This is a genomic window from Rhodococcus sp. WY5, from assembly GCF_018588185.1.
GTDB lineage: Bacteria > Actinomycetota > Actinomycetes > Mycobacteriales > Mycobacteriaceae > Rhodococcus_F > Rhodococcus_F qingshengii.
This window is the reverse complement of sequence record NZ_JAAMPR010000001.1, coordinates 5,990,592-6,014,601: the sequence shown is the minus strand read 5'-3', so window position 1 is coordinate 6,014,601 and position 24,010 is coordinate 5,990,592. Positions and strand designations below refer to the sequence as shown.

Genomic DNA, 24,010 nt, shown 5'->3' with positions numbered 1-24,010 from the left:
CCGTCGCAGCTGATCTATATCGAAATTGATAAAGCCCGGTTCGCCCTCGCGGTCCGACCGGCAAAGACCGCTCAGACCCGCAGTGGACATGCGTGAGCCGAAGGAGACATCAAGATGGAAATTGTCGACTACCTGAAGATATTGCAAGCCAGATGGCGAATCGTCGCTGCTGTAACCGTGCTCGGAATCCTCGGAGCCCTTGGCGCTTCTCTTCTTTCGACGCCCGTTTACCAGGCCTCGACGAGGCTGTTCGTTTCGACGTCGGCGGGTACCTCGGTCAACGAGGCACTGCAGGGCAGTCAACTTTCACAGCAGCGAGTTCTGTCCTATACAAAACTCCTGACCGGCCGAACACTCGCACAGCGGACGATCGACGAACTGGGACCGAGGGTGGTCGGCGGGATGTCGGCTGACGAGTTGGCCTCCAAGGTCACTGCGACGTCGGCGCCCGACACTGTGTTGATCGACCTCGCAGTCAAGGACGCGTCACCGGAACTCGCACGCGAGATCGCGAACACTCTCTCATCCGAATTCGTGGCATTGGCAAAGGAACTGGAGACACCCGAGAACGGCGGAACACCGCCTGCACGTGTGGTCGTCGAACAGCAGGCTCAACAGCCGACTGTTCCGGTGTCACCCAAGACTTCGCGCAACCTCGCGCTCGGCGCAGTGGCGGGACTGGTTGTGGGGATCGCGCTTGCGTTGATTCGTGATCGACTCGACAACACGGTGAAAGATCGTCGAACTGTAGAAGAGATTGCGGGTTCGGCGATGGTGGGCACGATCCCGTTCGACAAGGACGTCGAAGTCAATCACGCGATCGCTTTCAGTGACGGAAGTTCCGTGAGTGCCGAAGCCTTCCGTGAGTTGCGCACCAACCTTCAGTTCCTCGAGGTGGACCATCCACCGCGTGTCATCGTCGTCACGAGTTCGCTTCCCTCCGAAGGTAAGACGACCACGGCCGTGAACATCGCTCTCGTCTTGGCGGAGGCCGGCAAATCAGTGTGCCTGATGGAAGGCGACCTCCGGAAGCCGCGAGTATCGAAGTATTTGGGATTGCTCGGAAGTGTCGGCGTCAGTTCGGTGCTCTCCGGTCAAGCGACGCTGGACGATGTGCTTCAGCCGACCGAGTTCGACGGGCTGACAGTGCTCGCCTCCGGACCGATCCCGCCGAACCCGAGCGAACTACTCGGCACGGACACGGCCAAACATGTTCTCGAGGAACTGCGGGCGCGATACGACTACGTCATCATCGACGCCTCGCCGTTGCTACCCGTCACGGATGCCGCGGTCCTGGCCGCGATGTCGGACGGTGCCCTGGTGATCGCCCGACACGGCTCCACGAAGTGCGATCAACTGGCGCGCGCGGTCGGAAACCTACAGAGTGTGGGTGCGCACGTCCTGGGCACTGTCATCACGATGACGCCGTCTCGCGGACGCAATGCGTACGAGTACAGCTACTACTATGAGTCGGACAAGTCGCTACCGCAGTTGACCGCGGTGCCCGCGCTCAACGCTCACCGAAGCGAAGTCGGCTGAGCAGCGGGCCGAGGAGATCGGCGATCTCAAGTCCGATCTCGTGAAACACGTTCTCTTCCTTACCCATCGGATCCATGACGTCCTCGGGTTCGGTGGCACGAAATCGGGGTCTGGCGGCGGCGAGGTCCTCGACAGTTCCTGCATCTGCGAGCGAGCCCAACCGTGCGGCTTCTCGAAGTGTGAACGTGCGCTTGAGCCGCGCCGGAGCCATCGCCAGGACCTTGTCTCGCTGACTTTCGGTCATCGTGAGAATGAGGTCGGCGTCCGAGGCCAGCGCTGTTGTCATGCGTCGGGCTTGAAACTCCGTGGGGTCGCCGCCGAGCCCCGCGAGAACCCTCGCAGCAGTTGGCTCGATCGGGTGTCCGACCATCGCCCGGGTTCCGGCACTCGAGGCGGTGAATCCGGTGACCCCGGCTTCGGCGGCATAAGCACGTGCAAGGCGTTCGCCCGTGGGTGATCGGCAGATGTTTCCCGTACAAACGAAGAGAACGTGCATGGCAGAAGCATAGGTTGCACACGCGACGCACTCGTCGTACGCCCGATGTTGGTTTCGCGCCCACCTGGCGTACGCGTTTCGGAAAGTTCGGACGCATACCAACAACACATGAAGATGACCGTGTTCGGAACGGGATACCTGGGGGCGACCCACGCAGTGTGTATGGCCGAACTTGGCCACGACGTGCTGGGAGTCGACATCGACCAGTCCAAGGTCGACAAGTTGTCTCGTGGGGAGGTCCCGTTCTTCGAGCCGGGTCTGACCGACATGCTGGAGAAGAATCTGGCGTCGGGTCGGCTGCAGTTCACGACTTCCTACTCCGATGCCGCGGATTTTGCGGACATCCATTTCGTCGGTGTGGGGACGCCTCAGAAGAAGGGGGAGTACGCCGCAGATCTGAGTCATGTTCATTCGGTGATCGACATGTTGGCGCCGTTGTTGCGAAAGCCTTCGCTGATAGTCGGGAAGTCGACGGTGCCGGTAGGCACGGCAGCGGCTCTCGGCGAGCGGCTCCGAGCGACTGCGCCGGCGGGTGGCTCGGTAGAGGTGGCCTGGAATCCGGAGTTCCTGCGTGAAGGACACGCGATCGCGGACACCTTGAGCCCTGACCGGTTGGTTCTGGGGATCGATCGTGACCGGCCGGGAAACGCCGAAGGCGTTCTTCGCGAGGTGTATGCCGAGATACTGGACGCGGGGGTGCCCTTCCTCGTGACCGATCTGGCGACGTCCGAGTTGGTCAAAGGATCTGCGAATGCGTTTCTCGCGACCAAGGTGTCCTTCATCAATGCGATTGCGGAGGTGTGCGAGGCGACCGGCGCCGACGTCACGATGTTGGCCGACGCTCTCGGGTACGACGCTCGGATCGGTAGACGATTCCTCAATGCGGGCTTGGGGTTCGGCGGTGGTTGCCTGCCGAAGGACATTCGGGCGTTCATGGCACGCGCCGGGGAGTTGGGTGTCGACCAGGCGCTGTACTTCCTCCGCGAGGTCGACAGCATCAACATGCGACGACGGACAAAAGCTGTGGAACTGGTGACGGCAGCCTGCGATGGCAGTTTGCTGGGAGCTAACGTGTCGGTGCTGGGAGCCGCGTTCAAGCCCGAATCCGACGATGTACGCGATTCGCCTGCGCTCAACGTTGCAGGAATGATGCAGTTGCACGGGGCGGCGGTCACCGTTTTCGATCCGAAGGCAATGGATAATTCTCGCCGACTGTTTCCCACCCTTCACTACGCAACCTCCACGTCAGAAGCTTGCAGGAATGCTGATGTGGTCTTGATCGCCACTGAATGGGACGAGTTCGCCTCATTGATGCCCGCCGATTTGGAACCACTCGTTCGGCGGCGGGTGATCGTTGACGCCAGAAATTGCCTCGATCCGGACCTGTGGCGCGCCGCCGGTTGGAACTATCGCGGATTGGGGCGGTAGGTCGAACGTCCAGGTAGCGAGAAAATAGCTGCGAGAAGGCCTTAGGTGAGATGCGCGAACCTCGCAGACCATGCCCAGTGGGTAGACTTCCGGCCGGGGAATGACGGGGTCTGGTGACGGAACCCGTCGACGGTCGACGAAGGTGGATCATGAACTTGGTTTTGGGTGTGACGGTGGGAGCCAGCGCTGTGCGTTTGGCGCGCCCGGGGACGCCCGACCACAGTGGTCCGGTGTTCCGATCCAGAGCGGTCGATCGAGGCCGCGAGATTCCCGAGGAAGTCGCAGCGGAGGCAACCGGCGTGGCCTTGACCGAGAATGCCGACCTCGGCAGCAATACGGTCGTCGCTTACCGGGATCAAGCGCAGGCCGGAGCACTCCAAACAGCGTTCGAACAGAAGGGCATCGACAACTTCGAGCTGGTTCCCGAAGTAGTCGCGACGCTTCGAATGCTCGAGGAGTCCGGTGCGTTGACCGACCAGAGCACAGTCGTCGTCGTCGACATCGGTAGTTCTGGATCGACGATCAGCATTGTGGACAGGCAGATGCGGTCTACCGTCGTCACCGCCCGGTCGACGCGGGTCAGTGGAGATCACTTCGACGAGCTCGTCTACTCGGATCAGACCGTGCGTCGCCGTATAGCTACGCCGGCCGACCCGGGCGGCGATGCCGAACTGCAGGCGCGATGCCGACTCGCGAAGGAACAGCTGTCCTCACGAAGTGCGGTGTGCCTGCCCGGCCCCGGCGGGCTTCTCCTGCTGTCGCGGGAAGTTTTCGATTCGTTGGTCGTCACGTCGGTGGAGGCCTTCGCACGCGAGATACGAGAGGTCATCGCAACGTCCGGCCGTAACCCCGACGCGATTCTCCTGATCGGTGGCGGTGCACGCATTCCGATCGTGCGGGCGACCCTCGCCGCGTGGCTGGAGTGCCCCCTCATCGCGCCCGAGCAGCCGGAACTCGTGACTGCGCAAGGTGCTGCGCTGATCGCGGAGTCGTCGATGACGCCATCGGCGCGCGCGGTATCTGCCCCGGTTCAGGTTCCGGCTGTAGCGCCGATCTTTGCGCCGTATCCGATCCACACCCCGGCGGAGGTACCCGTTCCGGTTCAGGCGTTCAGCCACGGAGGGGTGGCAACGCTCGCGGAATCGGAGCGGCCGAATGCCTTGTCCGAAGCCGCTTCCGGTACGAAGTCCGTTCCGCAGGAACAGGTGCCGAGCCCTTACGCGGCGGAACTGCCTCAGCCGCGACCGAACCGACACGAGCAACGATTCGATCCGGCCGCAGATCTCGTGGTCGCCGACAGCGACCAGGCCACGGACGGATTCGGCACAGAACGTGACGCAGACACCGAGGCCGTGATGGTTGACGCCCAGGCGTACTCGGCGATGTACGAAGGCGAGGGACCCGGGGCAGGAACCGCACACCCGTCCTGGCTCGCCGGGACACAACCCGTTGAATCGACATCCAAAGAGCCGAGAAACCCGCTACGGTTCGCGGGCCTCGGCGCCGGTGTGATCGCGGCGATCGTGATCGTGGGGCTGGGATTGGGCTACGGAGGAAAGGTCTTCGATTCCGAGGACGCCGGACCCGTGGCAACCGAGGTGACCACGACGGCACCGACGACCACGACTACCCCGCCGCCTACGACCACAACGACCCCGCCCCCGACGACGACGGAGGAAGCCCCTCCGGTCGTCGAGGCTCCGCCAGTCGTGCAGGACACTTACGTGCCGCCCGCGCCCGCGCCGCCACCGCCGGCGATCTACATCCCGGGGCTTCCGCCGATTCTGTTGCCGGTTCTCCCACCGATTCCCGGACTCTGAGCAGTTGATTCCTGGTCCCTGAGTCGCCGATTCGTGGACTCTGGGGCCGGTTGGGCTGTTCCTGACGGGCGGCGCGGCCTTCGCAAAGCAGGTCCGGTGATCGACTTCACAGGGTTCCCGAAGGCTGGATGAGCAAATTTCTAGCTACTTTACTTAGGTGCCGAATTTCTTTGCTTTCGTGTTCCAATAACCGGGTTGTTGGTCTCTTTTCGCCCAAAAATTCAGGCAATTCCCCCTTTGAGCTGTAATTATTCGCCTTGCGAACAGTATCTTGCGACGATTTGGCTTATACAAACGAGGTCATGGTTTGCGCTCAGACGGACGACTATCCCGTGCATTCGGCGCAGATTCGTGTAGGTTTCGATTTGCTGATTGGTAGCGATTCGATGAATCTGTATCGATTGAGCATCACTGTGAGGCACACGACCGAAGGAAGCACATCATGGACAACGACGCCCCTGCGGCAGACGAGCGTATGCGTTCGGCGACGATGCGCCCCCGTGTCACGGTGATCGTGCCGGCGATGAACGAGGCGAAGAATCTGCCTCACGTGGCTGCTCAGATGCCGAAGGGAATCGACGAGATCGTGTTCGTCGATGGAAATTCGGTTGACGACACCGTCGAGGTCGCCACGATGTTGTGGCCCGACGCCACGGTGATCACACAAACGCGCAAAGGAAAAGGAAACGCCCTGGCGTGCGGGTTCGAGGCGGCGACCGGCGACATAATTGTCATGATCGATGCCGACGGGTCCACCAACCCCGGCGAGATTCCGCTCTTCGTGCAGGCACTCGTGGATGGGGCCGACTTCGCCAAGGGTTCGCGATTTATCGCAGGGGGTGGAAGTTCGGACATCACAAAGTTGCGGCGGCTAGGCAACTACGGCCTGAATTCCCTGGTGAATATCCTCTTTCGTACGCATTTCACAGACCTTTGCTATGGGTACAACGCGTTCTGGCGCAATGCACTCGACGTCATGCAGCTCCCGGATACAGGCATTGCTGCAGCTCAGTGGGGTGACGGATTCGAGATCGAGACGTTGATCAATGTTCGTGTAGCTGCCGCCGGATTGGGAATTGCGGAAGTCGGAAGCTTCGAGGCCGATCGAATTCACGGTGTCAGCAACCTCAATGCCTTCTCTGACGGAATGCGCGTGCTGCGTATCATCGGGATGGAGTGGCGCCGCCGACGCAGCGCGCGCAGGGGCGCCACCTCGCGTCGTTCCATCCCTCTCGACCCGCAAAAATTGACGTTGCCTGAGTCGATCGTCAGCTGAAGCAGGTTGGAGCGCACATTAAATCGGTTCCTGTTCGCGTCTGGTTGCCGGTTCGGAGCCCAGGACCGTCGCCAGCGCGATCAGGCCGATCAGTGAGGGGTACACCGTGAACCTTTGGATCGTGCCCATCCCGAGCATGCCGAGACCGCCGACTGTGTGGATGAAGTAGGCGCTCAGTCCGAGTACTCCGGCTGCGAGGGCGACCCATTTTGCTGGGGACGGTCTGCGGAGCGTCCGGGACGAGGTCGCGATCATGATCACGGCGGTGTTGGCCAAGACGAAATACATGTTTGCACCGATTCCATGGAGGATCGATCCGCGGTCGAGGGACGACACGGCGATCAGGATCAAACCGCTTGCCGACACGAGTAGAAAGGAGCCTTCTGTAGGCGATACGACTCGCGACTTCCACCACAATAGTGTGCCGACAGATATTCCCAGTGCAGTGGTCACGAAAGAAATGTTCATCAACCAGTACCAACTGCACACGCCCGCACGACTGTCGCAGACACGAACACCTAGTTCGCTTACGAATTGATTGCGGCGCGAGTAGTTTCCTCGCCAGCTCCACGCGGTCAAGAATTCACACACAAAAAACAGGAGTGTCGAAATCCACGCGTATCTGGCGAACAGCTCGATAATGTGCGAGGATTTGCCGTTTCCTTTGTTTGTGACGAATTCTTCGTTGTAGTCCGAGTGGATCATTCAGCGATTCCTTCTCTGAAGAACTTCAGTGGATTTTTGCATGCATTCTCGAATGCGGATCCGATTCTTTCGGCGTCGAATACATTGTCGTGAAACGAAAATGAGACATTGTTCAAGGTTCCCAGTCGTCCGACTGCAATCACGATATGTTCGGGACTTTCAGGTAACAAGGTCGCGATATAGACAGATTCTTTCGGGGTGCCGGTCAATGGAAAATTCTTGAACTGCGGAGCGCCTGACATATCGCTGTAAGCGATGCGCGCACGAGGGTGTGCCGGAGCGCTCGTCACAGCGTCTCCCACCGGCCTGCGCGTAATGCGACCGAGTCGGGACTTTACTGAAGTGGCGGCGAGATTGAGCAGCGGTCGACCCGAATCGGCCGCGGCGGAGATACCGTCCCCGACGGATGCAGGTGAGCCCGCATCGTCGAATGACAAGTCCAGGCCTGCCGCGAAGTTGGAGAGCGTCCGGTGGTTCTCGGGGAGGTACCGCCTGGCGTCGAACAGGACCTTTACGGTGTTGTCCACCTTGATACCTTCCTCTCGAAGTGCGCGCACTATGGAGGCGAAGAAGATCGACGACAACGACGCGGGAACGGCGTTTGCTTTCCTCCAAGCCGCGAGATCGCCAAGCGCAGTGGGTGACGATGTTGCGAATCCGACGTGATGGGAAGGTTGCCACTTCGCTGTAATTGGTTGTGAAGAAACCTCTTTCGGTCTCCCTGCGGTCACGCTGCGGAGAAGCTTGCCGGGGCTCGACGCATAAAGATTCCAGGAGGCAGCCGTCAGAGGGAATCGTGTCGGTTGTAGCGCAGTGCACCATTGTGGGACTTTGCCGGTACGCGTCGCAGGGTCAGCGAGCGCGCGCGTGAGATTGACTGTGGTCTGGCCGTCTCCCACTCCGTGTGCAAGTCGCACGATCAGGTATCGGCCGCAGACCGTCACCGCAATAGGCAGCGACACGTCGGCCAGGCGGACCGCAGCGGCGAGGGTGGCAGGTAGGTCTTGTGTGTGAACAGCAGGGATTTCGTGCACGCCGCGCTGCAGTGAGTCCGGTTCGAACACCCAATTCCGAGTTCGACTGCTCGGGATCAGTCCGACTCGCGCGTGTGGGCCCGCGGACGCGATCGTGCGGAGCGCAGCGCGAACTCCTTCCACACCTCCATGGTCGATTGGCCCCATTGCGACTAATGTCCAGTTTTCAACCATGGCAACGTCGAGATCGGTAACTTTGTAGCGCGTGGGCTGAATCTCATTTCGCACGGTGAGGCCTTTCTAATAGTAGAAAGTGGGGAGATATGCGACATTTCGGAAATTGTGTCCTCATGGCGCGTGATTCTTTCTTGGTATGCTAATTCAGTGACGCGTAGCGAGGTTATCAAAGTGCTTGGAGTGACGCTTTCGGAGAATGTCGGCGGAACCGATCACAGCTTCCGAAATCTAGCTCTCGTTCTTGCCTCGGAAGGTATTCAATTGTCGCTGGCAGGCCCGTCCGGAGATACCCCGACCCGGCGCTGGTGGACAGAATCGAACCTTGAATATGTTCCGCTGGAAATTCCCAAACGAGTTGGATTGCGTCCGACAAGCGGGGAAGGCTTCAACTCCAAGTATGACTTTTTCTCGCAAGTCCCGAAAAGTATGCGCGCGGTCAAGGCTTTGATCGGGAAGGTTCGTTCCTTCGATGTCGTCCATTCGAACGACTTGATGACTCACGTGGACGTCGTGCTCGCCGCGCGACTAGCAGGAAGGCCGTCGTTGCTCGAGTTGCACGACATCGTGCCCCCAGGTGGTGGGCGGCTGGTGATGAGTAGTGCGGTGTCCACCGCAAACGCAGCAGTCGCCGTGAGCGAGGCTGTATTCGAGCAGTTGGGCCCGCTGGCACGGAGGAAGACCCGGGTCGTCCATCAAGGTGTCGACTCTGTTCGATTTAGTCCGGGAGTGGCCGATCCATCGATTCGCGCCGAGCTGTCAGCAGATCCCCGAGCATTGCTCGTGGCGGTGGTGGGGAGGTTGGACAGAGAGAAGGGCATCGGCGAGTTGATCGAGGCACTGGGGTCGTTGCGTCGATCGGGAGTTGACGTACATCTGGCTGTTGTCGGCGCACCGGCCAAGAATGACGCTGCATTTGTCGACGCGTTGCACACCTTGGCGCGGGCATCGATGCCGGGCGCCCATCGGTTCCTGTCGCCCAGAAATGACATTCCGTCGATTCTGCGTGCCGTCGACGTCCTCGCGTGCCCGTCTCGCGACGAGCCTTTCGGGCTGATCGCGTTGGAAGCTCAAGCCTCCGGAGTCCCGGTGATAGCCAGTGACAGTGGAGGATTGCGCGACTTCGTTCACGACAACAGCACCGGCGTGGTCTTCCGGACAGGGGACGTCGATTCTTTGACCGTTGCCGCACAACGGCTTCTCAGCGATCCCGCACTATGCACCCGAATCGCCGCCGAGGCGTTGGGCCGGTCCAGAGACGACCTGTCCATCGAGCGACGAGCAGATTCGTTCGCCACGACGTACAGAGCTCTGCTCCGTGACGCAGGACGGCGGAGGCGAATATCGAGGTTCGATTCGAACGGGCAGGGGTGATCATGTCTTCGTCGCCGGTTTCGAAGGTCGAATTCCTCGACAAGACAACATGTTCGGTATCCGTGGTGATCTGCGCGTACAGCATGAGTCGGCTCGAGATGCTGCTCGCTGCGGTTGATGCCGCCACTGTCCAGGCAAACGGCCCAGGCGACGAGGTCGTTGTTGTCATCGATCACAACGAGTCCATGCTTGCTCATGTTCGTGCACACGTACCAACGGGGGTCCGGGTGGTGCCCAACACTGCCGAGCAGGGCTTGTCCGGCGCGAGAAACTGCGGAATCAGTGCAGGCAACGGTCATCTGGTGGCATTTCTCGACGACGATGCGATCCTCCGAACTGGCGGGATCGACGCGATCCGAGCAACGATGAGTGCAGATCCCACGATTGCGGCAGTCGGAGGGGCAGTGCACGCACGGTACGAGGGGTCTAAGGCTCGGTGGTTTCCGGAGGAATACGGCTGGGTCGTCGGCTGCGACTACCGCGGCCTCCCACCAGACGGAGAACAGATTCGCAATCCGATCGGCGCATGTATGGCGGTTCGGCGCACCGCGCTCGAGTCCATCGGCGGGTTCTCGAGCGAACTCGGGCGGGTCGGCACGTTGCCGGTCGGTTGTGAGGAGACGCTGATGGGAATCAAGATCCGCCAGCGGGATCGCACTGCCAAGATACTGCGAGTCTGTGATTTCGCAGTCGATCATTTTGTTCCTGCCGACCGCCAGCAGTTTCGCTATTTTCGTCGACGTTGTTTCTACGAAGGTCGGTCCAAGCGAATTCTCACCCAAGCGGTGGGGAGCGCGGACGGGTTGTCCAACGAACGGGCGTACGTCGTCGGTGTCTTGAGCAGTGGAATCTTCACCGCAGCCAAGGATTCGATTCGAGGCGATCGCTTCGCGCCAGCCCGCGCGGCAGCTCTGATTTTCGGGTTCCTTGCCACCTTGCTCGGGTTCCTTTCGGCGAGAACCGTATTCGGTGGAGAGCACCTGGTTGACGACTGCGACGACATAAACGCCGATGAACTGGTGTCTGTGGTCGTGGCCACCGTCGGCCGTGATTCGCTCGCTCGGACACTGGACGCTCTGTTGGGTCAGAGCCACCACAATCTGCAAATTCTGGTGGTCGACAACAAACCTGATACCGATCGCGTGGACCAGGTCCTGTCGGCGATGGACGACGAGCGTTGCGTGATACTGAGACAACCAGTCAAAGGTGCTTCTGCCGCGCGTAATCTCGGACTTCACCACGCGAACGGGCGAATCGTGGCCTTCACCGACGACGACGCGGAGCCCGACCCATTGTGGATCGAGAAGATTTTGGACGTCTTCGTGCTCGACGCCTCCCACGAGGTTGCTGCGGTGACCGGTCGCGTTGTGGGAATTGGCATCGACACCGCCGAACAACGGTGGTTCGAGGAAGTGGGCATATTCGACAAGGGCGATACCACGACCTTGTGGGCGATGGAGACGCCGAAAATTGCTTCGATCGGATTGGGTCAGCGGGGGACTTCACCGCTTTTCCCCTACACGGCAGGCGAACTCGGTAGCGGCAACAACATGGCCTTCCGCACCGAAAGCATCCGACGTCTCGGCGGGTTCGACGAGGCACTCGGACCCGGAACACCGACGCTCGGAGGCGAAGACCTCGACCTGTTTCGGCGGGTAGTTCTTGCTGGAGCGACGCTGGTTTACGCCCCCGAGGCAACAGTAGGACACCATCACCGCGCGAGTGTCGCGGAGTTGCGGGACCAGATGTACGGCTACGGAACGGGAATGTCCGCGGTTTTGGTCAAGATCATTTCGGGCGGCGACCGGACTGCTCTGGGTTTGTTGAAGGTCGTGCCCCGAGGTGTGCGCATGCTTCTCGTTCCCGACACTGCGCGTTTCGGTGACAGAAGTACAACGATGCCCGGCGATCTCAAGCGAGTGGAACTGGCCGGGTATCTGGCCGGCCCCTATCTGTACGCTTCCAGCAAGCTACGCCTGCGTCGTAGGCGGGCGCAGGCGGATCAGTTGTCCCGATGATCGTCGGACAGGCGTCGACTAAGGGGGACGCGGAAACGAAGCGAGGTCGTCATCGAGGTGACCTCGATGACGGCGGAACCACTCGCACCGCACAACTGGGACTCGATCATGTCGTCCTCATCGCAATCGCTGTATTGACCTGTACCGCGCTGATTCTCGCGTTGCTTGTTCGCCGCGATGGAGGGGAGGGAGTTCCATTCTCACTGCGCGTGTTGATCGGGGTCGCGACGACGGTTCTGGTTCCTGGTGTGCCTATTGCACTCATGGTTCGCATTCCGGATCCAGTGATCACGACGGCAGTGGGGATAAGCCTCTCACTCTCGGTCAACATCATTGTTGCGCAGTCTCAGTTCGTTATCGGCGCATTTCATCCGACCTTGATTCAGACAGTGCTGTGCGGGCTGTCCCTCCTCTCCTGTGCGGTGGCGTGGAAGGTTATGCCCTATCGAGAGATCGGACCGCCGCGGGTAGGGCGTCGGCGAATGCTCGCCGGTGTGACGATCACGGTTGCAGTGCTCTTCTTCGCGGTGGCAGTTCGAACTCTGGACACCGCTGCCGCAGGCGCCGCAGGAATCATTCCAGAAATCGGGTGGGCGTACTACGTTGCGCTTTTCCTGGTCTCACTCGTAGCCGGGATCGCACTGACTTCGCGCAGACTCGACGCAGTAGTGCTGACTGTCGCAGCACTGACTTTGATCACATTCACGACTTTGCTGGTAAGCCTTGCAGACGGGGTGACATCAATCCCCACAGCTTACGTACATCGTGGTCTCATCGAGATACTCGTCCATTTCGGAGAACTTCCACCACCCTCCGACGCGCGCTTCAGTTGGGCTGGATTCTTCTCCGGGAGCGCCCAAATGAGTACCGCCTACGGGATTACCGATTTCACCGCCATTTTCATCTGGGCACCCGTGTTCTTCAACGCGATGATCGCGTTGCCGATCTACTCGATCGGGTTGTCGATATCACGGAGTCGACGTGTGGCATGGCTGGGCGTGTTTGTCTATTTGCTTTTCAACTGGTACCAACAGGACTACTTTGCGCCACAACCAACCGCAATGATGTTCTACACCAGCGTGATTGCAGTGCTCTTGTGGCAACTGCGTCGTGCTCCACTCCCCGTGGTCGAGGGAGGGTTGGTGGCGAGAACTGTCGGCGCATCTCGTCGCACTCCGGGGCGTGTGCCTGGACAGAGTTCGGCGCAGACCCTCGCCGTAGAGGCGATTCTGGTTGTGATTCTGGCGGCGATGGTTGTGACACACCAGTTGACGCCGATGGTGATGGTCGGTGCACTGTTGATGTTCACGCTGACGGGATCGACTCGCTATCGGTTGTTGTGGGTGGCCGCCGGCGCGCTCTTTCTCGTCTGGTTCAGCTACGGCGCAGTCGACTACTGGAAAGGCCACCTTCAGGCGTTGCTGTCGGATGTCGGGCAGGTGAGCGGCGCGGTGCAAGGCGGTGTCAGCAAACGCATCGGCTCCGGGCCGACCTACCAAGCAATGCAATATCTGCGGCTCGCAGCTACAGGTTTCATGGGATTGCTCGGGTTCCTCGGCTGGGTTCTGACACGTGGACGAAAGACGTGGTTGATGTCGGGAGTGCTGTGTGTGGTTCCCTTCGGATTGGTGGCAGTACAGAGTTACGGCGGCGAAGTGGTCATTCGGTGTTTTGTCATGGCAGCTCCGATCCTGGCTCCACTTGGCGCCGTGACAATTGTGCGTAGTGCCGCTGCGCTTCGGAACGTTCTGATGAATTCGAGACGACGGCGTGGCGGGCGTATACCGCGTGTTGTCATGGCGTCGCTGTCGATTCTCGTTCTCTCCGTCATTCTCACCGCTACTCGAGGGTTGAACACCTCATTCGAGCACTCGTCGCCTTATCAGATCCGGATTGGTGATGCACTCCTCGCGTCAGCACCGGACGGTGCCACGATCATGGCGTGGGGACCGTCCGCGCAACTGGTCTCCCCGCGAATTCTCACCGGAGTGACGGTTTCTCAAGTTGATTCGATCGATTGCCTGGACAACTTCGATACATGTGTCGCTGATCGAGATCCGGACTACGTATTCGTTGCGCAGCAGGCTTCCTCCCAGATATCCCTTCAATACGGATACCCTGCGGGAATGTTCGACGATGCCATCGCCGATATGCTCGCGTCCGGCAATTTCGAGATCGTCGTCGAGAATGCCGATGTCACCGTGCTGCGTCGCGCTGGTGCCCCCGAGATCGACCTGGAACAGCGATGACAAATCTGTTGGGAGCATGCATCTTCGGATTGTTGTTCGTTGTGCTCACTCTGATTACGGTGACGCGGGAACGGCAGGTGCCGGACCTCGGCACCATCGGCCGTGGGAAGGCTGCGAGAGCTCTTACCGTTCTCGGGGTCGTCCTGGTCCTGTGTGCAGTCGCCGTGGTGTTCTTACGATTCGACCAGATCGCGCTGATCTCGAGTCAGGAGTGAAACACATTGTTGTTCAACAAAATAACGGCCCTCGGTGGAGTTGTCGCTTTGTGCTTGTCAGTGGGGTGTTCGGTCACGGGTGACGTGCCAACCGACGCATGTGAAGAAGGACCGAGCGCGCCAGGCACCACGAATGCGCCGACAGGGGATCTGCGCGGGTGGACGCAAGTATTCGTGGACAACTTCGATCGCTGCGAGCTGGGAGAAATGTGGGGGGCGTACAGCGGCCAACCTGGGGGTGATCCTCACAGTTGTTGGGAGCCTGAGCAAGTCAGTGTCACCGAGGGGGTTTTGCGCCTGCGTGCGCAGCAGGATGGCGACCAGTGGGTCACTGGCGGTGTTTCTAACAGTGCAGTGTCGCAAACTTATGGGAAATGGATGGTTCGTCTGCGGGCGGGGGTATCGGACGAGATCAGCTATCATGTGTTGCTGTGGCCGCGAGACGAGGTATGGCCGCCAGAGATCGACATCGCGGAAAGTGTGTCGGGTCGACGTGAGTCGATGTCATCTTTCATTCATTGGTCCGACGAAGGTGAGCATCACTTCGCACAAGCGGACACAACTGGTCGATTCGACGAATGGCATACCGTCGGTGTGGAGTGGGGCCCGGGAATTGTTCGATACCTTGTCGACGATAGTGAGTGGGCTGAATTCGAATCATCTTTTGTTCCATCGACTTCCATGTGGTTGGGGATTCAGGCGCAAGCCGGGGCATGTGACAAGCAGAGGGAGTGGGGAACGGGGGATTGCCCGGTTTCGGGGTCGCCGGCAATCGCTGACATCGATATCGATTGGGTCAGCGTCTACTCGCCCGATTTCGCGGCTCTGGCAGCTGTCGAGTCTGCGGGAAGTACTGATCTCGAACTGATCGAACTGACTCCACGTCGGTAGTAGCTGTGGATTAATTGTCGCTGAAAATTTATACCTTTAGTCCCAATTGGTGCGTTATGCTCTGGTAGCAGATGAACATTCACTGCGACTAGACGGTGGCATGATGGTAAATCCACGGCAGCGTGTTTCGAAGCGGTTCTTCGGTTGGCTCAATCTTCTTCTTCTGTCTGTTCTTGTGGGAATAGTGCCGCAGGCAACTGTGAGCGCAGCTCCGCTGTGTTCTTCGGTAGCGAGCTCCGGTACCAAACCTGCTCCGGTCGGGAATATTTCGACCTGGCCGAAGTGGCGCCAGATCTTCATCGACAACTTCGACCGGTGTTCGCTGGGCGGGGACTGGGGTCCTTACTATGGTGCACCAGGTGGCAATTCGGCGAGCTGGTGGGATCCGTCGATGGTTCGCCTCGACGGTGGCAAGTTGCAGCTTCGTGCGCAACAAGTAGATGGTCGATGGCTCACGGGTGGGGTTTCCAACTTCACCCGCGCGCAGCAGTATGGCAAATGGGAAATGAGATTTAGAGCAGACAAGTCCGACGAGATCAGCTTCCATCTTCTGTTGTGGCCGAAGAATGAAATATGGCCCCCCGAGATCGACATTGCGGAAACTGTTGACGGAAACCGGAAGTCGATGTCGGCGTTCGTACACTGGAATACACCGACAGATGGATTCGGTCAGGGGCAAGCAGACATCACAGGCGACTTCAGCAACTGGAATACGGTGGGAGTGGAGTGGGGGCCAGGAATTGTTCGCGGCACTCTCAACGGTCGCGTGTGGACTACGTTCGAATCTGCAACCAAGGTTCCGGCGACGCCGATGTGGCTCGGACTGCAAACCGAGTCCGGGGCCTGCGCGCGGAAAGTGGCGTGGGGAGTGGGGTCCTGTCCATCTGCGGGTACGCCTGCGGTCTCGAACGTCGAAATCGATTGGGTGAGCGTCTATGCCCCCGGCTGGTGATCGACCGTCGATTCGTTGGATTCGATTTGAGTCGGAGTACGTGCGGCGCGTCGCAACATTCCGGCCAGTGGAACCGAAACAATTGCTGCGGAGAGAATTTCGGCCGCGAGGTAGGACCAGCCGACACCGGCTATGCCGACGTGAGGTGTCAGGACAATTGATCCGGCGATGACCACGATGGTGTTGAGTACTTGCGCAACAACAGCCGAGCCCATTCTTTGGTACACCCTGGCGAGTGCGTTGTGTAGAACGACGAGTGCGGATATCGGAATGATGATCGCAGACAAGCGAAGTAGGGTCGTGCCTTCTGTCCGATAGTGATCGCCGACGGATCCCAGCGCAACCGGTGCCACGAGTGCGAGAAAGATTGCACCGAGAACGGCGAGTCCGGACAGTAGTGCGATGAATCGACGGGTCAGTGACTGTATCTGCGTCGGAAAGGCGCTCGCCTCTGAGACGAATGGGCCCATGAGCATGTAGAAGAGTACGAACAGGGCGCTCACCAATGCCCAGGTTATCGCGAAGTATGCATTCTCCTCCGCGCCGAGAAGTGAAATGACAACGAGCGGCACTGCAAGCGGGGCAAGGGAACCGAGCGTCATGAGGCCGTACGAGTGGCCGAAGTACGACCACAGTTCACGTGCAGGGGGAAGTGCCGGTTGGGCCGCGGACTCACCTCGCGTGCGCAGTTTCCGACGTATCGCAACACCGAGGACCAGGGCCGCGATCGCCGCCGACCCACCCCAGGCTCCGACGACAGCAAGTTCATGCGCTGTGAATGCCAGTGACGCGACAAGAGCTAGTTTGGCGATGGCATGAACGATGTTCTTCGCGGCTGACCACCTCGCAACTCGAAGACCGTTGGTGGTCTGGTCTTCGAGGGCGAACAGCGCGAGGGTAACGACGAGCCCTACATACGAGAGCATGGCCCACCCCGAGGAGAACAGTTTTTCACGTGGACCGAACATCAACAGTGCGGTGGCGAGGATTGTCGCGAGGAGCGCTACGAGGAGATATCCGCGCGCCACCAGTGCGCCGGCACGGCTTCCTGCCAAAGGTAGGAATCGCTCGTACATCGATCCGAGGCTCAACGTAGACAGAGTGGACAGTACCACCGCCGAATTGATCACCGCAGATGCCCGGCCGACAACGTCGACCGGATACATCCGAGCTGTGACTGCCCAGAACACCAGCCCGAGTACTGCCGTGACGGCGCCCGAGATCAGCACGGCGATCGAGTCGTACTCGAACTTGCGCTTGTCTGTAGCTGGCGTTTCTGGTGATGCCACGGTTGTGACCGGTGATGAGTGCGTCATGTCCACTTTCGGAAGTCGATCTTCCGATGCTACTTGCCAGTAGTTAACTTGTGCATGTCGACGGGTCGGTCAAAATTGCTCTATTGAGAATCGTTGCACTTCAAGGCGGGTGATAGCGCGAATAAATTGTGAAACTCCATGTGCGAGCGATTTGCCTGATGCGACCGACTGGTCGGGTTTGTGCAGTCCAGTACGATGGCGCCGTGGCTAATGGCGAGGGCGAAGTATGTGCATGCGGTCATGCAGAGGTGGCACACAGCCATCATCGTGCGGGAACCGACTGCGCCCTCTGTGACTGCGTCAGGTTCAAGCGTCGTGGGAGCATACTTTCCCGTCTGCTTCGCTGAACAGCTGGTGTCAACGCTTGGAGTGTCGGCCACCTGACGTGGGGCCGGCCTTGACCGCGCTACCGGGCGGACGGGCGAGAATCACGGCGATGGCAGTGGTGAGTGGAACCGAAAGCGCCAGGGCTATTCCGCCGACAGCGGACCTTACGATCTCGATTGCGACGGCGTCACCGACCAGGACGTCCTGAAGAGGGCGCCCGCTGACGCTGAAGAGCAGTAGCAGTGGCAGCGCCCCACCCGCGTACGCGAGAACCAAGGTGTAGACCGTGCTGGCGATGTGATCACGTCCGACCCGCATCGCACCGCCGAAGACTTTTCGACGGGACGCATGCTTGTCGAGTTCGGCCAACTCGAATGCCGAGGATGCCTGGGTGATGGTGACGTCGTTGAGAACGCCGAGCGAGCCGATGATGAAGCCCGCCAGCAGCAGGCCGGTAATGTCTATGTGCTCGATATAGGTCTGAACATTGGTGTTCTGCTCTTCAGACAAACCGGTGAGGTGTGTCAGTTCAATGCAGAGGTAGGAGAGAACCGCGGCGAGCACCATGGCGGCAAGGGTGCCGAGCAAAGCAGAACTGGTCTTGAGTGAGACCCCGTGCGCCAGATAGAGAACCGCGTACAAGATCACCGCCCCGGCGACCAGCGCAACCGGTATCGCAGGCTTGCCGTCGAGCAGAGCGGGTAGGAGAAACCCGACGACTACGCCGAAGGCGATCACCAGGCCGACGAGTGCGCGCAGCCCTCTCCACCGTGCGACTGCGATGATGACGACGGCGAACGCGATGACGATCAACGCCAGCGGGAGCCCACGCGAATAGTCTTCGAAGGAGTACTGCGTGTTTCCGTTCGGGTCGGTCTGACGCACCAGCCGAATGTGGTCACCCACGCGAAGGTCCGGCTGACCGGCGCCCGGAATGACCTCGAGCAATGTCTTCGTTCCGGCATTCGGCCCGGATTCGATATCGACGATACTTCGCTGGCACTGGTAGGCGGAGGTAGGCGGCGGTTGCGGGGCACCGACGAATACCCTTCCGGCGGAGGAACTTCCGCAGTCGCCGAGATCCTGCATCGTGACGGTGCCCGCCTCGGTTTCCACCGAGCTGCCGTCGGCATTCTGGAAGGGGAGTGGGACGGGAATGGTGTTCTTGTCCGGCCACAGTGCGACAGCTGCCGCGACGACGACCATGCCGATGACGACGAGCAACCCGATGACGACGCGTGATGCGGTGGGGCCGATCTGAATGGGGCCACCGTGGCCATGGCCGTGACTCATCGGAAACTGAGTGTCGGACTGGGGATTTGCACCGGTGCAATGTTATCGGCTCCGAAGCGAATGGTCAGCTTCTGACGGCAGTGTCGGTGAAAGGCAGTGTCGCCGCAAGGCAGAGTCGGCGAAAACCGGTGCTACCGATGAGGGGTTGTGAAACTGGGATTGGTCGAGCTGGGTGGCGGGGAACAGGGGGGGTTGTCCCCGCCACCAACCTGGTATCCACAGGGGGGGGAGGGATACCAGGTGCTCGCGGCACCGAAGTGCTGCTAACTAATGTACCCAATTTCAAACCGATTTGGCGCGTTGTCCAACTACCAATTTCACAACGAATCACGTACCGGTTGGACCGTTTTCACATCGGGGCAGGTCACTAAATAGTTAAAGAGTCAATCAAACCGCATGGTTTGCGAAAAATGTGACCAAGGTCGCACAAATGCCCCGCAGTTTTACGTTTACGGGGCATTTGTACAACGAATTGTTTACTCGATTTCAGCCGGATTCAGCGTGAGAATCTACTGTTTGTAACTGGTGAGGAAGTTGCCGAATCGCTCGATGGCCACGGCGAGATCTCGGGCCCACGGAAGGGTGACGATCCGAAGGTGATCGTGATTCGGCCAATTGAACCCGGTGCCTTGAACCATCAGGATCTTCTCCTGGAGAAGCAGGTCCTGAACCAATTTCTCGTCGTCGTGGATCTCGTAGACGTTCGGATCCAGACGAGGGAACGCGTAGAGCGCGCCGCGAGGCTTCACACACGAAACGCCCGGAATCATGTTCAATCGCTCCCAAGCGACGTCGCGCTGCTCGAGCAGGCGGCCGCCGGGCAGGATCAGGTCTTCGATGCTCTGGTGACCGCCGAGGGCGACCTGAATGGCGTGCTGTCCGGGGACGTTGGGGCACAGACGGGTCGACGCCAAGAGATCGAGTCCCTCGAGGAAGCCGGCCGCGTGATCCTTCGGGCCCGTGATCGCCACCCAGCCGGAGCGGTAGCCGGCGACGCGGTAGGCCTTCGAGAGGCCGTTGAACGTCAGGCACAGCAGATCAGGGGCAAGTGTTGCCAGCGAGATGTGCTTGGCGTCGTCGTAGAGGATCTTGTCGTAGATCTCGTCGGCGAGCAGCAGAAGCTGATGCTTGCGTGCCAGATCGACCAACTGCTGCAGAACCTCCATCGAGTACACCGCACCCGTGGGGTTGTTCGGGTTGATGACGAGGAGAGCCTTGGTCTTGTCGGTGATCTTGGATTCGATATCGGCGATATCGGGATTCCAGTCGTTGGCCTCGTCGCAGAGATAGTGGACGGGCGTGCCTCCGGACAAGCTCGTCATCGCAGTCCACAGGGGGTAGTCCGGTGCTGGGATCAGAACCTCGTCGCCGTTGTTGAGGAGGGCCTGCATGGTCATCGTGATCAGTTCGGAAACACCGTTGCCGAGGTAGATGTCGTCGACGTCGAGCTCGGGGAAGCCGGGAACCAGCTCGTAACGCGTCACGATTGCGCGCCGCGCCGACAGAATGCCCTTCGACTCCGAATAGCCCTGTGCATAGGGCAGGGCGGCGATCATGTCCCGCATGATCACATCGGGGGCGTCGAATCCGAACGGTGCCGGGTTGCCGATGTTGAGCTTGAGGATCCGGTGTCCTTCCGCCTCCAACCGGGCGGCATGCGCGTGTACCGGTCCACGGATTTCGTACAGGACGTTCTGGAGCTTCGACGACTGCTCCAGCTCGCGCTGCGGCTGACGGTGGCGGACGGGTTCTGGTGTGCTCACGAGTTACATGATTCCACCACTGTGCAAGTGCATTGTCGGGGACCGTGTCGCACGCCCCGTTGGCTATTGTCGAGCGATGACCCCCAGCGAGCAGATTGCAGCCCCGTACGGATCGTGGACTTCTCCGATCGGAGCAGCTGATCTGGCTGCAGGTGGGCACCCTGTCGAGGGTGGACGATACGTCGGTGACGAGATTTGGTGGGCTGAACTTCGTCCGACCGAGGGTGGTCGGACCTCGATCCGTCGATCTGGTCTCGACAACCAACCCGTCGACATCCTCCCCGCGCCGTGGAACGCGCGTACCAGGGTTCACGAGTACGGCGGTGGCGCCTGGACGGTCACCGAGTCCGGAAAACTGGTCTTCAGTGAATTCTCCGATCAACGGGTGTACATCCTCGAAGGAGTCACTCCACGGGCGTTGACGCCCGAACCGGCGTCGCCGGCCGCGTGGCGATACGCAGACCTGCAGATCGTGAACGGCGAGGTGTGGGCGGTTCGGGAAGCGCACGCGGAGGACGGGGCGATCACTCGCGATATCTGCGCGATTCCGCTGGACGGTTCCGGCAACATCCGCTCGATCGTCGGCGGCTCGGACTTCCTCTCGTCACCGAGGCTTTCGCCGAGTGGAACCAAGATCGCCTGGATCGCATGGAACCATCCGCAAATGCCCTGGGACGGTACCGAACTGCGGGTAGCTCCACTCGTCGACGGCGTCGCTCAGGCGTATTCCGTGCTGATCGGCGGACTTGAAGAGTCCGTCCTGCAGCCGGAGTGGATCACCGACGACGAACTCTACGCAATCAGCGATCGCAGCGGCTGGTGGAACATCTATCGCGTCGGCGGCAAGATCAGCCCGATTTGCCCGGTGAACGCGGATTTCGGTGGCCCGCAGTGGCGCTTCGGTGGGCGCTGGTTCGTCGAACTCGGCAACGGGCACCTGCTCACCGCACGCACCGTCGGAACCGACACGCTGGCGGTACTCGACCCGGCGTCGGGGGAACTGCGCGACATCACGATCCCGGGTGTCACCAGCATCGGCCTCATGCAGGTTCGCGGAGATCGGTTACTGCTCATCTCGGGAGGCGCGAAACTGGCGGGCGCGCTACGTGAACTGGACCTCGGTACCGGCGAACTCACCGAAATCCGTTCGTCGGTCGAAGAATTGCCCGAGTCTGCCTATCTTCCGGAAGCGCGAGCCGTCGTGGCTCACGGACACGGGCGAGAAGTTCACGCCGTTGCTTATCCGCCGCGCAGTCCGCGATACAAAGGGCCCGACGATGAACTGCCGCCGTATGTCGCGTTTGTTCACGGTGGGCCGACGGCGCACGTCGCACCGGCCCTCAACCTCGTCTACGCCTTCTTCACCAGCCGCGGAATCGGCGTCGTCGACGTGAACTACGGCGGGTCGACCGGTTACGGACGTGAGTACCGTAATCGATTGCGTGGTCAGTGGGGTGTCGTCGACGTGCAGGACGTCGTCACCGCCGTCAACGGGTTGGCCGAGCAGGGGCTTGCCGATCCGGCCCGCCTTGCCATCGAAGGCGGATCCGCCGGTGGTTGGACCGTTCTGGCCGCACTGACGACGTCCGACGTGTTCGCTTGTGGTGCTTCCTATTTCGGCGTGGCTGAACTGGACCTGTTCGTGCAGGAAACTCACGATTTCGAATCGCGTTACGTCGACGGTTTGATCGGCCCGCTGCCGGAATCTGCCGACCTGTACGCGGAACGTGCTCCACTCAACAACGTCGACGGGTTGAACTGCCCGGTGTTGCTTCTCCAGGGTCTCGACGATCCGATCGTGCCACCCTCGCAGGCGGAGCGATTCCGGGATGCTCTGGTGGCCAAGGGCATTCCGCACGCGTACCTGGCCTACGAGGGTGAATCTCACGGATTCCGCAAGCAGTCGACCATCATCAGCTCACGCAACGCCGAGCTGTCCTTCTACGGGCAGGTGCTCGGATTCACTCCACCCGGCATTCCGACGCTCGAGCTGTGGAAGCCTGCGATCAGTAGCTGACGGCCCCGTGGCTGCGCGCGAAGGCCGCCAGGATCCGGCTTGCCACCAGTGACGGGGTCGACAGGTCGGCCCACGTCCACCTCGCGACCTCCCACCCTGCGTCACGGAGTCGGTCTTCGCGGAGCTTCTCGTTCCAGAGCGCGTCCTCGGGGCTGCGACCGGCGGGCACCAGTCGGCCGTACTTGATGCGGCCGTCGAACTCTCCGATGGTGCGCTGCTCACGCCACAGGAAGTCGACGCGGCCGGCAAACCCTCGAGCGTCGTGGATGTCGACCTGGGGTTCGGGGAGCGGCAGGTGTTCGTGCAGGAACAATGCGAGGCTCCGTGATTCACCGACGCTTTCGATACGGGAGTCCATCGCGGTGAGCGCGTGGAGCGCATGTCGATGGCGCGGATGGTTCGGGCTGAGTGCCAGCGAGGCTGCAACCGCGTCCTTGGTCAACCTTGAACGGTGCAACGCTGAATTGCCCACGACGAGAGCCTGTTCGAAAGTGAGTGTCCTCGCGAGATCCGCAACAGTTCGTGCCGGAGTCGTGACGCGCAGCCCATCGACTTCGGTGATCTCGTTGTCCGCCAGCCATGTCGAGTGCACATGACGTCGAGCGGACTTTCGGCCACCACCTCGCCGGTTCCGGGACAGGTGAACGACGTCGAGCGGAGTGTTCCAGAGTTCGAAACCGTGCAGAACCGCAGCCGAGACGTGGCTGACAGTGGCACCGGGTGAAGCGGCGCAGGCCACGGCCTCTGCCCGCAATCGATGTCGTCCGTATGCGTCGAGGCGGGACAGGTGGCCGCTGTCCACGTACGCACCACGATGGATTCTGGCCCAGGTTCCACTAGCGCAGGCCTGTCGGATCTCGGCATCGGTGCGACCGATCGACAGTTGGTCCGGCCTGCGGATGATATGTGTCTGTTCCCCCATGTCGATCGATCTTGCTGCGCCCGGCGCTGGAAAGGAAGCCGTGACCCCGGGGGTGTGGATAGCCGTGAGTGAACACCACTTGTCCACAGTTCGAACCGGTTTCGCGTCGCTGGAGGGGGTGTTCGGTATGGGGAAACGGTGGCAGGTTCCCGGTGTCGCGCTCTAGGAAACCCTTGCGTCCGGAGCGTTCGCGTGCCAGGC

The 24,010-nt window shown here is 60.5% G+C and carries 18 protein-coding genes; 11 read left to right on the top strand and 7 right to left on the bottom strand.

From position 1 onward, the window contains the following. Positions 1 to 114: 114 nt before the first annotated feature. Positions 115 to 1,539 carry a polysaccharide biosynthesis tyrosine autokinase gene (locus tag G4D79_RS27705; protein ID WP_064074620.1) on the top strand — a complete coding sequence of 475 codons (1,425 nt, stop codon included), beginning with the start codon at positions 115 to 117 and terminating at the stop codon, positions 1,537 to 1,539. Here the strand turns inward: G4D79_RS27705 and G4D79_RS27700 are convergent. Next, positions 1,511 to 2,035 carry a protein-tyrosine-phosphatase gene (locus G4D79_RS27700; RefSeq protein ID WP_058038968.1) on the bottom strand — a complete coding sequence of 175 codons (525 nt, stop codon included), beginning with the start codon at positions 2,033 to 2,035 and terminating at the stop codon, positions 1,511 to 1,513. The two genes, G4D79_RS27705 and G4D79_RS27700, sit on opposite strands and share 29 nt — an antisense overlap. A gap of 108 nt (positions 2,036 to 2,143) precedes the next feature. Between G4D79_RS27700 and G4D79_RS27695 the strand changes: the two genes are divergently transcribed. The 3 genes from G4D79_RS27695 to G4D79_RS27685 all read left to right on the top strand — a co-directional run bounded on the left by G4D79_RS27695 (position 2,144) and on the right by G4D79_RS27685 (position 6,559). Further along, positions 2,144 to 3,463 (top strand): UDP-glucose/GDP-mannose dehydrogenase family protein, encoded by a 1,320-nt coding sequence (locus G4D79_RS27695; protein WP_054187546.1) that lies wholly within the window; start codon positions 2,144 to 2,146, stop codon positions 3,461 to 3,463. Between the two features lie 149 nt (positions 3,464 to 3,612). Then, on the top strand, positions 3,613 to 5,283 hold the full coding sequence (locus G4D79_RS35080) for an Hsp70 family protein (RefSeq protein ID WP_284731177.1): 1,671 nt from the start codon (positions 3,613 to 3,615) through the stop codon (positions 5,281 to 5,283). Between the two features lie 442 nt (positions 5,284 to 5,725). Continuing rightward, complete coding sequence (locus G4D79_RS27685; RefSeq protein ID WP_054826884.1) at positions 5,726 to 6,559, top strand: glycosyltransferase family 2 protein; 834 nt, start codon at positions 5,726 to 5,728, stop codon at positions 6,557 to 6,559. 18 nt (positions 6,560 to 6,577) lie between these two features. Here the strand turns inward: G4D79_RS27685 and G4D79_RS27680 are convergent, their stop codons facing one another. Both G4D79_RS27680 and G4D79_RS27675 read right to left on the bottom strand, forming a co-directional pair. Continuing rightward, a complete protein-coding gene (locus G4D79_RS27680; protein WP_214514605.1) occupies positions 6,578 to 7,264 on the bottom strand; it encodes a DUF998 domain-containing protein in 687 nt (228 codons plus the stop codon). Then, on the bottom strand, positions 7,261 to 8,421 hold the full coding sequence (locus G4D79_RS27675) for a hypothetical protein (RefSeq protein WP_007726654.1): 1,161 nt from the start codon (positions 8,419 to 8,421) through the stop codon (positions 7,261 to 7,263). Before G4D79_RS27675 ends, G4D79_RS27680 begins: the two co-directional genes overlap by 4 nt. A 159-nt stretch (positions 8,422 to 8,580) precedes the next feature. Here G4D79_RS27675 and G4D79_RS27670 point away from each other — a divergent pair, with 159 nt between their 5' ends. From G4D79_RS27670 to G4D79_RS27645, 6 genes are all read left to right on the top strand, one after another. After that, positions 8,581 to 9,846, top strand: a complete 1,266-nt coding sequence (locus G4D79_RS27670; protein WP_308252611.1) for a glycosyltransferase family 4 protein — start codon at positions 8,581 to 8,583, stop codon at positions 9,844 to 9,846. Between the two features lie 2 nt (positions 9,847 to 9,848). Beyond that, on the top strand, positions 9,849 to 11,864 hold the full coding sequence (locus G4D79_RS27665) for a glycosyltransferase family 2 protein (protein ID WP_047269050.1): 2,016 nt from the start codon (positions 9,849 to 9,851) through the stop codon (positions 11,862 to 11,864). Further along, positions 11,861 to 14,113, top strand: a complete 2,253-nt coding sequence (locus tag G4D79_RS27660; protein WP_214514603.1) for a serine/threonine protein kinase — start codon at positions 11,861 to 11,863, stop codon at positions 14,111 to 14,113. Before G4D79_RS27665 ends, G4D79_RS27660 begins: the two co-directional genes overlap by 4 nt. Further along, entirely contained in the window at positions 14,110 to 14,328 is a 219-nt protein-coding gene (locus tag G4D79_RS27655) for a hypothetical protein (protein WP_007726658.1), read from the top strand. The genes G4D79_RS27660 and G4D79_RS27655 overlap by 4 nt, the downstream gene beginning before the upstream one ends. Positions 14,329 to 14,535: 207 nt before the next feature. Continuing rightward, entirely contained in the window at positions 14,536 to 15,219 is a 684-nt protein-coding gene (locus G4D79_RS27650) for a glycoside hydrolase family 16 protein (protein ID WP_250888026.1), read from the top strand. 103 nt (positions 15,220 to 15,322) lie between these two features. Next, positions 15,323 to 16,171, top strand: a complete 849-nt coding sequence (locus G4D79_RS27645; RefSeq protein WP_214514601.1) for a glycoside hydrolase family 16 protein — start codon at positions 15,323 to 15,325, stop codon at positions 16,169 to 16,171. Here the strand turns inward: G4D79_RS27645 and G4D79_RS27640 are convergent. The 3 genes from G4D79_RS27640 to G4D79_RS27630 form a co-directional block, all read right to left on the bottom strand. Beyond that, the gene (locus tag G4D79_RS27640) at positions 16,153 to 17,460 is read right to left on the bottom strand and encodes a lipopolysaccharide biosynthesis protein (protein ID WP_308252610.1); all 1,308 of its coding nucleotides are present in this window, start codon (positions 17,458 to 17,460) and stop codon (positions 16,153 to 16,155) included. The two genes, G4D79_RS27645 and G4D79_RS27640, sit on opposite strands and share 19 nt — an antisense overlap. A gap of 384 nt (positions 17,461 to 17,844) precedes the next feature. Continuing rightward, a complete protein-coding gene (locus G4D79_RS27635; protein ID WP_003943628.1) occupies positions 17,845 to 19,107 on the bottom strand; it encodes a YibE/F family protein in 1,263 nt (420 codons plus the stop codon). 509 nt (positions 19,108 to 19,616) lie between these two features. Continuing rightward, positions 19,617 to 20,870 carry a pyridoxal phosphate-dependent aminotransferase gene (locus tag G4D79_RS27630; protein ID WP_003943683.1) on the bottom strand — a complete coding sequence of 418 codons (1,254 nt, stop codon included), beginning with the start codon at positions 20,868 to 20,870 and terminating at the stop codon, positions 19,617 to 19,619. 76 nt (positions 20,871 to 20,946) lie between these two features. Between G4D79_RS27630 and G4D79_RS27625 the strand changes: the two genes are divergently transcribed. Next, positions 20,947 to 22,887 carry a prolyl oligopeptidase family serine peptidase gene (locus G4D79_RS27625; RefSeq protein WP_058227559.1) on the top strand — a complete coding sequence of 647 codons (1,941 nt, stop codon included), beginning with the start codon at positions 20,947 to 20,949 and terminating at the stop codon, positions 22,885 to 22,887. Here G4D79_RS27625 and G4D79_RS27620 read toward each other — a convergent pair. Next, positions 22,877 to 23,809 carry a hypothetical protein gene (locus tag G4D79_RS27620; RefSeq protein ID WP_042452245.1) on the bottom strand — a complete coding sequence of 311 codons (933 nt, stop codon included), beginning with the start codon at positions 23,807 to 23,809 and terminating at the stop codon, positions 22,877 to 22,879. The genes G4D79_RS27625 and G4D79_RS27620 overlap by 11 nt on opposite strands. Positions 23,810 to 24,010 lie beyond the last annotated feature (201 nt).

Bases quoted from the DNA above. Each gene is read 5' to 3' on its own strand.
- G4D79_RS27705 (WP_064074620.1), top strand. From the start codon at position 115: ATGGAAATTGTCGACTACCTGAAGATATTGCAAGCCAGATGGCGAATC.
- G4D79_RS27700 (WP_058038968.1), bottom strand. From the start codon at position 2,035: ATGCACGTTCTCTTCGTTTGTACGGGAAACATCTGCCGATCACCCACG.
- G4D79_RS27695 (WP_054187546.1), top strand. From the start codon at position 2,144: ATGAAGATGACCGTGTTCGGAACGGGATACCTGGGGGCGACCCACGCA.
- G4D79_RS35080 (WP_284731177.1), top strand. From the start codon at position 3,613: ATGAACTTGGTTTTGGGTGTGACGGTGGGAGCCAGCGCTGTGCGTTTG.
- G4D79_RS27685 (WP_054826884.1), top strand. From the start codon at position 5,726: ATGGACAACGACGCCCCTGCGGCAGACGAGCGTATGCGTTCGGCGACG.
- G4D79_RS27680 (WP_214514605.1), bottom strand. From the start codon at position 7,264: ATGATCCACTCGGACTACAACGAAGAATTCGTCACAAACAAAGGAAAC.
- G4D79_RS27665 (WP_047269050.1), top strand. From the start codon at position 9,849: ATGTCTTCGTCGCCGGTTTCGAAGGTCGAATTCCTCGACAAGACAACA.
- G4D79_RS27660 (WP_214514603.1), top strand. From the start codon at position 11,861: ATGATCGTCGGACAGGCGTCGACTAAGGGGGACGCGGAAACGAAGCGA.
- G4D79_RS27655 (WP_007726658.1), top strand. From the start codon at position 14,110: ATGACAAATCTGTTGGGAGCATGCATCTTCGGATTGTTGTTCGTTGTG.
- G4D79_RS27650 (WP_250888026.1), top strand. From the start codon at position 14,536: ATGTGGGGGGCGTACAGCGGCCAACCTGGGGGTGATCCTCACAGTTGT.
- G4D79_RS27645 (WP_214514601.1), top strand. From the start codon at position 15,323: ATGGTAAATCCACGGCAGCGTGTTTCGAAGCGGTTCTTCGGTTGGCTC.
- G4D79_RS27635 (WP_003943628.1), bottom strand. From the start codon at position 19,107: ATGAGTCACGGCCATGGCCACGGTGGCCCCATTCAGATCGGCCCCACC.
- G4D79_RS27625 (WP_058227559.1), top strand. From the start codon at position 20,947: ATGACCCCCAGCGAGCAGATTGCAGCCCCGTACGGATCGTGGACTTCT.
- G4D79_RS27620 (WP_042452245.1), bottom strand. From the start codon at position 23,809: ATGGGGGAACAGACACATATCATCCGCAGGCCGGACCAACTGTCGATC.